General features: G+C 66.1%; 12 protein-coding genes. 6 read left to right on the top strand and 6 right to left on the bottom strand.

Translation table 11 applies throughout. The annotated features are described in order from the left end of the window. Positions 1-122 precede the first annotated feature (122 nt). The gene (locus A7D17_RS00270) at positions 123-926 is read left to right on the top strand and encodes a dienelactone hydrolase family protein (protein ID WP_064507254.1); all 804 of its coding nucleotides are present in this window, start codon (positions 123-125) and stop codon (positions 924-926) included. A 229-nt stretch (positions 927-1,155) separates the two neighbouring features. Here A7D17_RS00270 and A7D17_RS00265 read toward each other — a convergent pair whose 3' ends face one another. Next, entirely contained in the window at positions 1,156-2,154 is a 999-nt protein-coding gene (locus tag A7D17_RS00265; RefSeq protein WP_064507253.1) for a polyprenyl synthetase family protein, read from the bottom strand. 271 nt (positions 2,155-2,425) lie between these two features. Here A7D17_RS00265 and A7D17_RS00260 point away from each other — a divergent pair, with 271 nt between their 5' ends. The 5 genes from A7D17_RS00260 to A7D17_RS00240 all read left to right on the top strand — a co-directional run bounded on the left by A7D17_RS00260 (position 2,426) and on the right by A7D17_RS00240 (position 8,014). Then, positions 2,426-2,965: a single-stranded DNA-binding protein gene (locus A7D17_RS00260; protein ID WP_029218838.1), complete on the top strand. Its 540-nt coding sequence runs from the start codon at positions 2,426-2,428 to the stop codon at positions 2,963-2,965. Positions 2,966-4,038: 1,073 nt separating this feature from the next. Further along, a complete protein-coding gene (locus A7D17_RS00255; protein WP_082861610.1) occupies positions 4,039-4,935 on the top strand; it encodes a hydroxypyruvate isomerase family protein in 897 nt (298 codons plus the stop codon). Between the two features lie 30 nt (positions 4,936-4,965). Continuing rightward, a complete protein-coding gene (locus A7D17_RS00250; protein ID WP_064507251.1) occupies positions 4,966-6,651 on the top strand; it encodes a GMC oxidoreductase in 1,686 nt (561 codons plus the stop codon). Next, entirely contained in the window at positions 6,651-7,226 is a 576-nt protein-coding gene (locus A7D17_RS00245; RefSeq protein ID WP_064507250.1) for a gluconate 2-dehydrogenase subunit 3 family protein, read from the top strand. Before A7D17_RS00250 ends, A7D17_RS00245 begins: the two co-directional genes overlap by 1 nt. A 44-nt stretch (positions 7,227-7,270) precedes the next feature. After that, on the top strand, positions 7,271-8,014 hold the full coding sequence (locus tag A7D17_RS00240; RefSeq protein ID WP_193395294.1) for a 3-keto-alpha-glucoside-1,2-lyase-like domain-containing protein: 744 nt from the start codon (positions 7,271-7,273) through the stop codon (positions 8,012-8,014). A gap of 257 nt (positions 8,015-8,271) precedes the next feature. Here A7D17_RS00240 and A7D17_RS00235 read toward each other — a convergent pair whose 3' ends face one another. The 5 genes from A7D17_RS00235 to A7D17_RS00215 are packed head-to-tail and all read right to left on the bottom strand — an operon-like array spanning position 8,272 to position 12,879. Continuing rightward, positions 8,272-8,550 carry a c-type cytochrome gene (locus tag A7D17_RS00235; RefSeq protein WP_064507249.1) on the bottom strand — a complete coding sequence of 93 codons (279 nt, stop codon included), beginning with the start codon at positions 8,548-8,550 and terminating at the stop codon, positions 8,272-8,274. A gap of 36 nt (positions 8,551-8,586) precedes the next feature. After that, positions 8,587-9,441: a sugar phosphate isomerase/epimerase family protein gene (locus A7D17_RS00230; RefSeq protein WP_064507455.1), complete on the bottom strand. Its 855-nt coding sequence runs from the start codon at positions 9,439-9,441 to the stop codon at positions 8,587-8,589. Positions 9,442-9,460: 19 nt separating this feature from the next. Next, positions 9,461-10,585, bottom strand: a complete 1,125-nt coding sequence (locus tag A7D17_RS00225) for a Gfo/Idh/MocA family protein (protein WP_064507248.1) — start codon at positions 10,583-10,585, stop codon at positions 9,461-9,463. Positions 10,586-10,595: 10 nt separating this feature from the next. Next, positions 10,596-11,807, bottom strand: a complete 1,212-nt coding sequence (locus A7D17_RS00220) for an MFS transporter (RefSeq protein WP_064507247.1) — start codon at positions 11,805-11,807, stop codon at positions 10,596-10,598. Positions 11,808-11,826: 19 nt separating this feature from the next. Beyond that, positions 11,827-12,879, bottom strand: coding sequence for a sugar phosphate isomerase/epimerase family protein (locus A7D17_RS00215; RefSeq protein WP_064507246.1), 1,053 nt, complete (start codon positions 12,877-12,879; stop codon positions 11,827-11,829). Positions 12,880-12,932: the final 53 nt, after the last annotated feature.

The raw sequence follows: 12,932 nt of genomic DNA, 5'->3' as shown, positions 1-12,932 counted from the left end.
CGTGCACGCTGGCTCAAGGCCGGCCGGCAATCTGGCTGCCGGTTCTGGTGCCGAGGCACATCGCGACCGCGTCTGCACGCCGGCACGGCCTACACTGCGCGCACATCCCCGGGAGCAAGCACATGCACAAGCAATGGTCGTTGAGCCGTGTGGGTCTGATTGGTGTCGTCCTGGCAGCGCTGGCATGTCCGGCAATGGCGGCGATGCAGGCCAAGCCGCTGGAGTGGACGATCGGCAAGGACACCTACAGCGGCGTGCTGGTCTACGACGACGCCGGCGATGCCAGGCGGCCCGGCCTGGTGATGGTGCCCAACTGGCGCGGCGTCAACGCGTCTGCCGTAGAGAAAGCCAAGCAGGTGGCCGGCGACGACTACGTGGTGCTGGTGGCCGACGTCTATGGCAAGGGCATCCGCCCCAAGAACGATACCGAAGCCGGCGCACAGGCCAAGAAGCTGCGCGACGACCGGCCCACCCTGCAGGCGCGTGCGCTCAAGGCCGTGGAGGTACTCAAGGCGCAGACCGGCAAGACGCCGCTGGATGCGGGGCGCATCGGTGCGGTGGGCTTCTGCTTTGGCGGCACCACGGTGCTGGAACTGGTACGCGCCGGCGCGCAGCTGGCCGGTGTGGTCAGCCTGCACGGCGGTATCGCCACGCCCAGCCCGGCGTCAGCCGGCTCGGCCAAGACACCGGTGCTGGTGCTCAACGGCGCCGACGACAAGAGCGTGACCAAGGCCGACATCGCCGCGTTCGAGACCGAAATGAATGCCGCTGGCGCGGATTGGCAGTTCGTCAACTTCAGCGGCGCGGTGCATTGTTTTGCCGAGGCCGATGCGAACAGCCCGCCGGGCTGCCTGTACAGCCCGCGCGCCGCCAAGCGTGCCTATCGCATGTTGGGTGACTTCTTCGACGAGCGTTTTGGTCGGTAGCCGGGATTGGTGATTGGTGGTTCGAGATTCGAGATTCGAGATTCGGGATTCGGGATTCGCAAAAGCGTGGTCCCGTCTTTCGAATCTTTCCGTGAGTTCGTGCTCAGGGGCTTGCGTTGAACATCGCTGGGCCATCGAATGCCGGGATGCGTAAGAGCAAAGTCAGGCCGCTTTTACGAATCCCAAATCTCCAATCCCCAATCCCGTCCGGCGCACGAAGCGCGCCGGATCAATGCGTGCGTTCCACCGCGTAACGTGCCAGGCCGCGCAGTGCGGCCACTGCCGGACTGTCGGGTAGGGTTGCCAGCGCCTGCTCGGCGGCGGCGGCGTATTCGGCGGCGCGCTGGCGGCTGTAGTCCAATCCGCCGGTGGCATGGATGGCGGCCAGTACTTCGGGCATCGCCGCGGCATCGCCCTGTTCGACGATGGCACGCAGGCGCTGCCGGGTGGCCTCGTCCGAGTGCGCCATGGCGTGGATCAACGGCAATGTGGCCTTGCCTTCGGCCAGATCGTCGCCCAGGTTCTTGCCCAGATCCTCGGCCTCGGCGGCGTAATCAAGCACGTCGTCGGCGATCTGGAAGGCAAAACCCAGCTGCATGCCGTAGTCGTACAGCTTCTGCTGCACCTGCGCATCCGCACACGATGCCAGCGCGCCCAGACGGGTGCCGGCGGCGAACAGTACCGCCGTCTTGCGCTCGATCACCCGCAGGTAGGCGGCTTCGTCGGTGTCCGGGTTGTGCACGTGCAACAGCTGTAGCACTTCGCCTTCGGCGATGCGGTTGGTGGTATCGGCCAGGATCTGCATGACTTCCATGCGGTCCAGCTCGACCATCAGCTGGAAGCTGCGCGAATACAGGAAATCGCCGACCAGGACGCTGGGTGCGTTGCCCCACAGCGCGTTGGCGGTGCTGCGCCCGCGGCGCAGGTCCGACTCGTCCACCACGTCGTCGTGCAGCAGGGTCGAGGTGTGGATGAATTCGATGATAGCCGCCAGCTGATGGTGCTCCGGGCCGGAGCCGCCAGCCGCGTGGCCGGCCAGCATCACCAGCATCGGCCGCAGGCGTTTGCCGCCGGCGGAGATGATGTGATCGGCAATCTGGTTGATCAGCACGACGTCCGACGCCAGGCGGCGACGGATCAACGCATCGACCGCGGCCATGTCGGGCGCGGCGAGGGACTGGATCTGGGGCAGGCCCAGAACGGTGGGGAGGTCTTCGGCGATGGTCATGCGCAGGCGTTCGTGATGTGCATCGATTATAGGTGCCCGGGCCGGATCCGTCCCGCCGCGTGTGCCGCGGCCGCCGGGGCAGGGCGGAAAGCGTTGCGGCGCCTGACCCGCGGGGTTGCCGGCCGATGCCGATTCCCACCTGCCGGCGCGGGATTTCCCGGCCCGGCGGCGGGCCGCGCGGCGGCACCCGGGCAGGGCAGGTGCGGTAACATTGGCCCCAAGACATTCACCGCCGCGCCCCTTCGGCGCCGGCGCACCATCGGAAGCATTTATGGCCCGCGGCATCAACAAAGTCATCCTCGTCGGCAACCTCGGCAACGATCCCGACACCAAGTACACCCAGGCCGGCATGGCGATCACCCGCGTGAGCCTGGCCACCACCAGCGTGCGCAAGGACCGCGACGGCAACAACCAGGAGCGCACCGAATGGCACCGCGTGGTGTTCTTCGGCAAGCTGGGAGAGATCGCTGGCGAATACCTGCGCAAGGGCTCGCAGGTCTACGTCGAAGGCGAACTGCGCTACGACAAGTACACCGGTCAGGACGGCGTGGAGAAGTACAGCACCGATATCGTCGCCAACGAAATGCAGATGCTCGGCGGCCGTGGTGAAGGCGGCGGTGGCGGCATGGGCGGCGACCGTCCGCAGCGCTCGCAGGCCCCGCGCCAGCAGGGCGGTGGTGGTGGCGGCCAGGGCGGCGGCTACGGTGGCGGCGGCGGTGGTCAGGACTATGCCCCGCGTCGTCAGCAGCCGGCGCAGCAGCAGTCGGCTCCGCCGATGGACGATTTTGCGGATGACGACATCCCGTTCTAAGACACGCCTGGTAGGGCGTGTTGGTGGGATCCGAGGAGAGCCCCTTTCTAGGGGCTTTTCTTTTGCTCGATGGTGCTGGCCTGCCTGTGTAACGTCGTTCTCGTCGAAGGACAGCTGGGAAGACTACGGCGTGCGCCGCTTCGGTGGGATGGGGCGATGCGGCTGTTGGCCGATCGACGTCGTATCACGTGTCGATCGAAGGAAAGGTTCCGATCGATTCGCTGCGGCCGCCTTTGCGGTTGGTTACAACGCCCGCCTCGACCTTGGCGCGATCGGGTAGCTGGGCGCGGAAGAGTTCGCTCCGGTGGGCGTCGTCGATACTGCCTCGCGTGCCAGGACAATCGCTCGAGCGGCACGGCGAATCCTGAGTGCGAGGTCGCGTCCTGTACCCCAACGCAGGTCGCGGCCAGACGATAGCGGTCGATTGCAGGCATCGCCATCGTCCTTCCCACAACGGGAAACGTTTAAACCGAATCGTGGCGGCAAGCGGCATTGCCTCTGTGTTCGTGCCTTCGCGGGGCGTCGGCGTGGCATCGCGAGCGGTTGGCTCAAGCAACGATCTGGCGTGGTCTTTCGTGTCGGGCCCATGCTGGCGCTCACGGCGAGGGTCAGTCCGGCCGTAACGGGTCACGTGTGTGAATGCGCCTGGCCGAGGTGGCGGAGAGGCCCGACGCGCGTTGTCGAACTGGCCCATGGATCATCCACGCAGCAGTGCCATGGCTTCGAGGAGAACGACGGTTGCGCCGGCATGTCGCCACGCTTGGCTTGCATGGGGAGCCATGGTTCACGGATGCCCACATTCCGCTGTACACCGGGCAGTCCGCGTTCCTGCGTTGCCTGACGCTCCATCACCGTCAGCACCAGGCGCGACAGGAGCAACAGGAGCAACAGGAGCAACAGGAGCAACAGGCGTAACGGCGTAACGGCGTAACGGACGCAACAGCCAATGTGGCTGGCTCCCGGGCTTTCGTGCACTGCGTCTTGCAAAGACACAATTCCCTCCTCTATGGTGCAATCGATTGAATCGAGGCAAACCCTCAGCATTTGAGACCGGTTGGGAGGCCGGAAAACGAATGTCTATGCAATCGAACGGGCCGGTTCCGGCTGCGGGGTTCACGAGGCGAGATGCGCTGCGCTTGGGTGTCGCCGGGAGCCTTGGCTTCAGCGTTTCGGGCGTGCTGCCTGCGCTTGCCGCTGCCACGCCGCGCACGGGCAAGCTGAAGCATTCCGTGGCCCGCTGGACGTTTCCGCAGCAGTCGATCGCCCAGCTGTGCAAGACGGTAAAACAGCTTGGATTCGCCGCCATCGATCTGGTCGGCCCGGCGGATTGGCCTACGTTAAAGGCCAACGGCGTGTACAGCGCGATGTGCAACGGCGCGGAGATGGGCCTGGACAAAGGGTTCGCCGGACGCCAGTTCCACGACCAGCTGGTCGAGCGCTACACGCGGCACATCGACCTGGTGGCCGATGCCGGCTATCGCAACCTCATCTGTTTTTCCGGCAACCGGAATGGCATGGATCCCCAGGACGGAATGGACCATGCCGAAGCGGGACTCAAGCGCATTCTCGGACATGCCGAGAAACGCGGCGTCGTGCTGGTGATGGAATTGCTGAACTCCAAGGTCGATCACCCGGACTATCTCTGCGACCACTCGGCATGGGGCGTCGAACTGTGCCGGCGGATTGGCTCTGAGCATTTCGGCCTGCTGTACGACATCTACCACATGCAGATCATGGAGGGCGACATCATCGCCACCATCGGCAAGCATCACGCATGCTTCAAGCATTACCACACCGCGGGCGTGCCTGGTCGGCACGAGATTGGAGACGCTCAGGAACTCCACTATCCCGCCATCTGTCGCGCAATCGGCGATACCGGTTTCGACGGCTATCTGGCGCAGGAATTCATTCCTACCGCGCCCGATCCCGTCGGCTCGCTGCGCGAGGCGATCCGCCTGTGCGACGTCTGAAACGCTATCTACCCAGGTGAAGCAGAATCCATGGCAGACAATCACTACGACGCCATCGTCGTCGGTTCGGGAATCAGTGGCGGTTGGGCGGCGAAAGAGCTGACCGAAAAAGGCCTCAAGGTCCTGATGCTGGAACGCGGGCGCAACATCGAGCACGTCAAGGACTACGTCAATGCGATGAAGGAAGTGTGGGATTTCCCGCACTACAACCGGCCGACCCAGGCGATGAAGGCCGATTATCCGGTGTTGAAGCGCGACTACGCCCTGGTCGAAAACCTGCAGGGCATGTGGGCCAACGAAAAGGAATCGCCCTACACCGAGATCAAGCGATTCGATTGGTTCCGCGGCTATCACGTGGGCGGTCGCTCGCTGCTGTGGGGGCGGCAGAGCTATCGCCTGTCGGACCTGGATTTCCAGGCCAACCTCAAGGACGGCATCGCCACCGATTGGCCAATTCGCTACGCCGACATCGCACCCTGGTACGACTATGTGGAGAAATTCGCCGGCATCGCCGGCACGCGCGAGGGCCTGGACGTGTTGCCCGATGGCCAGTTCCTGCCGCCGATCCCGTTGAACATCGTCGAAAAGGACGTGGCTGCGCGGATCAAGAAGGCCTTTGGCGGAACCAGGCACCTGATCCACTCGCGCACCGCCAACATCACCCAGCCGATGCCCGAGCAGGGCCGCGTCAACTGCCAGTATCGCAACAAATGCATCCTGGGCTGTCCGTTCGGCGCCTACTTCTCGACCCAGGCGGCGACGCTGCCGGCGGCCATGAAGACCGGCAACCTGACCTTGCGGCCGTTCTCGATCGTCAAGGAAGTGCTCTACGACAAGGACCGCAAGCGTGCGCGGGGCGTGGAGATCATCGATGCCGAGAGCGGGCAGACCTATCAGTACACGGCTAACGTGATCTTCCTCAACGCGTCCTCCTTCAACTCGACCTGGCTGCTGATGAACTCGGCCACCGATGTCTGGGAGGGTGGGCTGGGGTCTTCGTCCGGCGAGCTTGGGCACAACGTGATGGACCATCATTTCGGCGCGGGCGCCTCCGGCCGGGTCGAGGGCTATGAAGACAAGTACTACTTCGGCCGTCGCCCGTGCGGGTTCTACATTCCCCGTTTCCGCAATGTCGCCGCGGACAAGCGCGGCTACCTGCGCGGATTCGGCTATCAGGGCGGCGCCAGCCGCACCGGATGGTCGCGTGAGATCGCCGAGCTGAACATCGGCGCCGACCTGAAGGATGCGCTGACGCAGCCGGGCGATTGGCGTATCGGCATGACCGGATTCGGCGAAATGCTGCCACACCACGACAATACGATTCGCCTGGATGCGCAGCGCAAGGACAAATGGGGGCTGCCGGTGCTGGCGATGGATGTATCCCTGCGCGCAAACGAAAAAGCCATGCGCAAGGACATGGCAGCCGATGCCGCCGAGATGTTCGAGGCCGCCGGCGTCAAGGACGTGCAGATGCACGATGACGACTATGCGCCGGGCAAGGGCATCCATGAGATGGGCACCGCGCGCATGGGCCGCGACCGCAAGAATTCCGTGCTGAACCAGCACAACCAGGTCTGGGACGCGCCGAACGTCTACGTAACTGACGGTGCCTGCATGACCTCCAGCGCCTGCGTCAATCCCTCGCTGACCTACATGGCGCTGACGGCACGCGCGGCGGACCATGCGGTGCGCGAACTGAAAGCGGGGAACCTGTGATGGAACGCCGCGACCTGCTGAAGATGATCGTCGCCGCCACGGGGGCAGCCATGATCGGTCTGCCCGCGCTGGGCCAGGCACAGGCGCCGGCCGAGGGGGCGAAGACCATCTTCTCCGCCGCCGAGGTCGGCACGCTGGACGAGATCGCCGAGACCATCCTGCCGCGGACCAAAACGCCGGGGGCCAAAGATGCCGGCGCCGGCGCGTTCATGGCGCACTTCGTCACCGATTGCTATACCGCCCGGCAGCAGGCCACGTTCCGCGCCGGCCTGCGCGAGATCGACAAACGCGCTGGCGGCCGATTCGTGTCGCTCGCGCCGCAGGCGCGCACCGAGCTGCTGCGCGCGCTGGATGCGGAAGCCAGGAAACACGCTGTCGAAACCACCGATATCGGCACCGCCGAAAAGGCGAAAGCAATGCCGCACTACTTCACGATGATCAAGCAACTGGCCATCTTCAGCTTCTTCAGCTCGAAGGTCGCAGCCACCGACGTGCTGCGCTACGTCGCCGTGCCGGGCCGCTACGACGGCGACATGGCCTATGTCCCGGGTACGCCTGCCTGGGCGACCAACTGATGGACCGCAACGCGCCGCTCATGCCCCACTTCCTCGGGAACACCATGACCAGAGCCCTGCTGATGGCGGCCTGCCTGTTGGCCGCGGCGCCTGCGTTCGCGCAGACCAGCGGCGATCCGTCGCGCGATCCGGCCAGGACAGAGGTGTGGACGCCCGTCCCCGCGACCGTGGCCACGCCCCCGGGCGGCGCGCCCTCCGACGCGATCGTGCTGTTCGATGGCAGGGATCTCTCGGCGTGGGAGTCGGAGCAGGGCGGGCGGGCGCCCTGGAGCGTTGCCGACGGCGCGCTAACCGTGGTCCCGGGCAGCAAGGGCATCCGCACCAAGCAGCGCTTCTGCGACATCCAGCTGCATGTCGAATGGCGCACGCCCACCGGGACGCGGGGGTTCGAAGGCCAGCAGCGGGGGAACAGCGGCATCTTCCTGCAGGAACTGTATGAGCTGCAGGTGCTCGACAGTGACAACAATCCGACCTATCCCAATGGCCAGGCCGGTGCGATCTACAAGCAGGCCATTCCGCTGGTGAACGCCTCGCGTGCGCCGGGTCAGTGGCAGGCCTACGACATCATCTGGAAGGCGCCGCGCTTCTCGCAGGGGGGCGGGCTCGCGTCGCCCGCGCGCATGACCGTGCTGCACAACGGCGTGCTGGTGCAGAACGACACCGTCGTGGCGGGCAAGACCGAATACATCGGCGCGCCGTCGTATGCACCGCATGGGTGCGCGCCGATCTTGCTGCAGGAGCATGATTCCAAGGTCAGCTACCGCAACATCTGGGTACGCGCGCTGTAGCGCCGGTGCGACGCTGCCGCCGGCATCGGGGGGCGTTTCATCAATCCCCGCACAGATCGCGCCGCTCTTGCGCCTGCACGCAGGCGTGAAGCGCGCGCATGTGTGGCGGCTGCGGCTGGGACGATGGCGTAGCACCAGGCGCGCAAGAGCCGATCTGCGGATTGGGCGTGTCAGGCCACCAGCCGGCGCCACGCGGCGTGACCTGACTGGCAATCTGACACACCCAACGCGAACTGCTCGGGCATCGATGGCACGCCCTAGTGCGCCAGGAAGCTGGCGAGGTTGTCGACATCCTGTTGCGACAGCTGAGGGAAGGGCGGCATCAGCCCGCCGCCCTTGACGATCTTCTCCTTGATCTGCGCGGGTTGCAGCCGCGTGCCCACGTCGGTGAGCGCCGGAAACGTGGGCGGGACGCCTGCGCGCGTTGCGCCGTGGCAGGCGGTGCAGTGTGTTGCGTACAGCTGCGCGCCGGCCGTCGGGTCGTCCTTGGACCACGCCGTGGTCGCAAGCGTCGCCCCCAGCAGCGCCACGGCCATTGTCAGGATCGTTTTCAAACCAGGCTCCTTTGCGTGCTAGCGATGCGTGCTGGCGGGCAGGTGCTGACGCAGGTAATCGGCTCCGGTCTGGATGACGGCGGCCGGATCGCGCGGACGGTCGTGTTCGACGATGTACCAGCGTACGCCGGCATCGGCCGCCGCAGGCAGGATCGCGTTCCAGTCCAGCACGCCCCGGCCCACGGCGGCGAAGCCGCCTTCGTCCTTGGCCTGGCCTTTCGGCGCATTGTCCTTGGCGTGGACTGCGAACATGCGGCCCTTGAACTTGCCCAGCATCGCCGCCGGGTCGTAGCCCGCGCGTGCGACCCAGGCCAGGTCCAGCTCGGTCTGTAGATCAGGGCCGGCGGCTGCGAACAGCAGCTCCAGCCCGGTCTTGCCATTGAAGTCGACCAGTTCGAAGTCGTGGTTGTGGTAGGCCAGGCGCATGCCCTTGGCCTGTGTCCGCTTGGCGATCTGGCCCAGTTCCCGCCCCAATGCGGTCCAGCCCGCGGCATCGGTCGGCCGGTCCTTCGCGTCCAGGTAAGGCACCACCAGGGTCGTGTTGCCGATCGAGCGGTTGAACGCCATCACGCCGTCCAGGTCCTTGCGCAGCTCGGCCAGTTGCACGTGCGAGGAGATCGCCTTGATCGAGTACCTGTCCAGCAGCTGCTTGAGTTCGGCAGCGCTGACGTTCTGTGTGCCGACCGTTTCCACCGCGGCCACGCCCGCGTCGTGGACGATCTTCAGCTGTTGATCGAGCGAGCCGGCGTTGCGCAGCGTGTACATCTGCACCGCAATGGGCTGTTGCGGGCCGGCGGCGTCGCGTGCGAAGGCGGGCAGGGCGACGAGCAGCAGCAGGGCGAGGGTCGCGGTCCTGCGTATAGGCAGATTCATCATAAAGTCCTCCCGGGATTCAATCGATGGATGTCCAGCCACGTGTTCTGGCCGATGTGATGACGCGATCGACGATCAGCGCCGAGCGCACCCCGTCCTCGAAGGTCGGCAAGCCTTCCGGCCGCTCGCCTTCGATGGCGCGATAGGTGTCGGCGACGAACGCCTCGAAGCAATCGCCGTAGCCCTGCGCATGCCCGGCCGGCAACGTCGACAGCCGGCGTTGTTCGGCACTGCCGGCCCCCGGGCCGCGCACGAAGATTTCCTCGCGCTGGTCGGGCAGGCCGATCCACAGCCGTTCGGCATCCTCCTGGTTGAACGCCACGCTGGCCCTGGCGCCGTCGATTTCGAACCAGAGGCGATTACGGCGCCCGGCCGACACCTGGCTCACCGTCAACGAGGCCAGCGTCCCTGCGCCGGTTCTGAACATCGCCGCAGCCACGTCCTCGCTCGCCACCGCCTGCAGCGCGCCGCCCGCCGTCGGCGTGCTGAAGCTCTGCCCGGTGAGTGCGCCGCGCTCGGCGATCACGGTCGCGAAGGCTGCGCTGACCTCGACGAAGCGCTCGCCGCCAACCCATTCCACCAGGTCGCACCAGTGCGAGCCGATGTCGGCGAATACGCGCGATGCGCCGCCCAGCGCCGGGTCCACGCGCCAGTTGTTGCTGGCAGGATCCAATAGCCAGTCCTGCAGATAGCTGCCGTGGATCAGGCGCAGCGGCCCCAGGTCGCCCTGCGCGATGCGCGCGCGTGCCTCGCGGACCACCGGGTGGTAGCGGTAGACGAAGGGGACCGTGGCAACCAGTCCGGTGGAGTGGGCCAGGGCCGCCAACGCGCGGGCATCCTCCAGCGTCGTGGCCAGCGGCTTCTCGCAGATCACGTGCTTGCCGGCTTCGAGCGCCGCCTGCGCCATGGCGCGGTGCAGATGGTTGGGCGTGCACACGTGCACCACCTGCACCTGCGGATCGGCGACCACCTCTTCGATGTCGCGATACGCGCGCGGCACATTCCAGGACTGCGCCACGTCGCGTGCGCGTTGCGGGGAGGAGGCGGCGATGCCGCAGACTTGCGCACCGGCCAGCAGCGCCGCGCGACGATGCACGGCGCCGATCATGCCCGTACCGACAATGGCGATTCCAAGCTTGCTCATCGAATGGGCCTCAGCGCGTGGAAGGGGCTGCGACCGGCCGGTCGCGGAACAGCAGCAGGAAAGCGACCAGCACGACCAGCGCCACGCCTGCGGGGAACAGCCAGATCTGCTGCCAGTCAGGACCGGCCGCCGTGGTGTAGTGCTCCACCACTGCGCCGGACAGGAACGTGCCGATCAACATGCCTACCCCGTACGTGGCCAGGGTGATGAAACCTTGCGCGCTGCTGCGCGCCGCCGGGCCGGCGTGCGCATCGGTGTAGATCTGGCCAGTGACGAAGAAGAAGTCGTAGCAGATGCCATGCAGCACGATGCCGATGACCAGCAGGGAAAAGCCGCTGCCCGCATCGCCGAAGGCGAACATCGCATAGCGCAGCACCCACGCCGCCATGCCCAGCGCCAGCATCGTCTTGACCCCCAGCCGCACGAACAGGAACGGCATGGCCAGCATCAGCAGCACTTCGGACACCTGGCCCAGCGACTGCAGGCCGGCCGCGCCGCGCACGCCCAGAGCGTTGAGATAAGGGTTGGTGAAGTTGTAGTAGAACGCCAGCGGGATGCAGATGGCGATGGATGCAAGGAAGAACACCAGATAGGAGCGCGACTTCAGCAGCCGCAGCGCGTCCAGTCCCAGGATCTCCCCCAGCCCGGCGTCGCGCTGCCGCGCCAGCGGCGGCGTGTGTGGCAGGGTGAAGGCATACAGGCCCAGGGCCAACGATGCCAGCGCCGCCATCCGGAACGTCAGTTCGAGCCGGTGCGCCTGTTCCCAGCCCAGCCAGCCGATCAAGACACCCGCCACGATCCAGCCGACGCTGCCGGCCATCCGCACGGGCGGGAACTGTTTTTCAGGCGATTGCATGTGCCGCATCGCCACGCTGTTGGCCAGCGCCAGCGTCGGCATGAACAGCAGCATGTAGGCCATGACGCAGGCGGAGAACATGCCGAAGCTCGTCGCCGTGGACGCCATCCACATGAGCACCGCGCCGGCGAGGTGCAGCACCGCCAGGATGCGCTGCGCGGCGAAGTAGCGATCCGCAACCAGGCCCACCAGGAATGGCGCCAGGATGGCGCCGATGGACTGGCTGAGGAAGGCGGTTGCCACCTGGCTCGCACTGGCCTGCAAGGGGCCCTGCACCAGGTACGTGCCCAGCGTCACGAACCATGCCCCCCAGATGAAGAACTGCAGAAACATCATCGCGCCCAAGCGCGACATGGTGTGCGTCATGGTTTGCCCTCCCAGGCTTCTATGTTCCCAGCATGCGGCGCAGTGATTGCGGATCGGCGCCGCTGTCGGCGAAGTCGTCGAAGGCGCGTTCGGTCACGCGGATGATGTGGTCGCGGATGAAGGCGGCACCCTCGCGTGCGCCGTCTTCCGGATGCTTCAGGCAGCACTCCCATTCCAGCACCGCCCAGCCCGGGAAATCGTATTGCGCGAACTTCGAAAAGATTGCCTTGAAGTCGATCTGGCCGTCGCCCAGCGAGCGGAACCGCCCCGGACGATCGATCCAGTCCTGGTAGCCGCCATAGACGCCGCTGCGCGCACTGGCGCGGTACTCGGCGTCCTTGACGTGGAAGATGCCGATGCGCGCGTGATACCGGTCGATGAAGCCCAGGTAGTCCATCTGCTGCAGCAGCAAGTGGCTGGGGTCGTACAGGATCCTGGCGCGCGGATGGTGGTCCACGACATCGAGGAAGCGCTCGAAGGTCGCGCCGTCGTGCAGGTCCTCGCCCGGGTGGATCTCGAAGCACAGGTCCACGCCGCAGGCGTCGAAGGCATCCAGGATGGGGCGCCAGCGGCGGCCGAGTTCGGCGAACGCTGCGTCCACCAACCCGGGTGGGCGTTGCGGCCACGGATAGAAGTAAGGCCAGGCCAGCGCGCCGGAGAACGTGGCATGCGCCGTCAGTCCCAGGCGCTGGCTGGCCTTGGCGGCCAGCAGCAGTTGCTCCACCGCCCAGGCCTGGCGGGCGGTGGGATCACCGCGCTTGTCCGGCGGTGCGAATCCGTCGAACAGGTGGTCATAGGTGGGGTGGACGGCGACCAGCTGCCCCTGCAGGTGAGTGGACAGTTCGGTGATCTGCAGGCCATGCCCGGCCAGCATGCCGGCGAGGTCGTCGCAGTAAGCCTGGCTCTGCGCGGCCTGAGCCAGATCGAACAGGTGCGGCGCGCTGGTGGGGACTTGCACGCCGGAGTACCCCAGGCCGGCGGCCCAGCCGGCCAGTGTGTCCAAGCGATCGAAGGGAGGTGTGTCGCCAATGAACTGCGCGAGAAACAGCGCTGGACCTTTGAGCGTCTTCAACGTGATTCGCCCTGATGCAATCGATTGAATTATCCTAGCATGGGCATCCCGCA

Source organism: Xanthomonas floridensis (assembly GCF_001642575.1).
GTDB classification, from domain to species: domain Bacteria; phylum Pseudomonadota; class Gammaproteobacteria; order Xanthomonadales; family Xanthomonadaceae; genus Xanthomonas; species Xanthomonas floridensis.
This window is presented reverse-complemented; position numbering and strand designations above follow the sequence as displayed.

Excerpts from the sequence above, each read along its gene's own strand:
- A7D17_RS00225 (WP_064507248.1), bottom strand. The coding sequence starts at position 10,585 with ATGAGCAAGCTTGGAATCGCCATTGTCGGTACGGGCATGATCGGCGCC.
- A7D17_RS00250 (WP_064507251.1), top strand. The coding sequence starts at position 4,966 with ATGGCAGACAATCACTACGACGCCATCGTCGTCGGTTCGGGAATCAGT.
- A7D17_RS00220 (WP_064507247.1), bottom strand. The coding sequence starts at position 11,807 with ATGACGCACACCATGTCGCGCTTGGGCGCGATGATGTTTCTGCAGTTC.
- A7D17_RS00260 (WP_029218838.1), top strand. The coding sequence starts at position 2,426 with ATGGCCCGCGGCATCAACAAAGTCATCCTCGTCGGCAACCTCGGCAAC.
- A7D17_RS00255 (WP_082861610.1), top strand. The coding sequence starts at position 4,039 with ATGTCTATGCAATCGAACGGGCCGGTTCCGGCTGCGGGGTTCACGAGG.
- A7D17_RS00240 (WP_193395294.1), top strand. The coding sequence starts at position 7,271 with ATGACCAGAGCCCTGCTGATGGCGGCCTGCCTGTTGGCCGCGGCGCCT.
- A7D17_RS00270 (WP_064507254.1), top strand. The coding sequence starts at position 123 with ATGCACAAGCAATGGTCGTTGAGCCGTGTGGGTCTGATTGGTGTCGTC.
- A7D17_RS00230 (WP_064507455.1), bottom strand. The coding sequence starts at position 9,441 with ATGAATCTGCCTATACGCAGGACCGCGACCCTCGCCCTGCTGCTGCTC.
- A7D17_RS00245 (WP_064507250.1), top strand. The coding sequence starts at position 6,651 with ATGGAACGCCGCGACCTGCTGAAGATGATCGTCGCCGCCACGGGGGCA.
- A7D17_RS00265 (WP_064507253.1), bottom strand. The coding sequence starts at position 2,154 with ATGACCATCGCCGAAGACCTCCCCACCGTTCTGGGCCTGCCCCAGATC.
- A7D17_RS00235 (WP_064507249.1), bottom strand. The coding sequence starts at position 8,550 with ATGGCCGTGGCGCTGCTGGGGGCGACGCTTGCGACCACGGCGTGGTCC.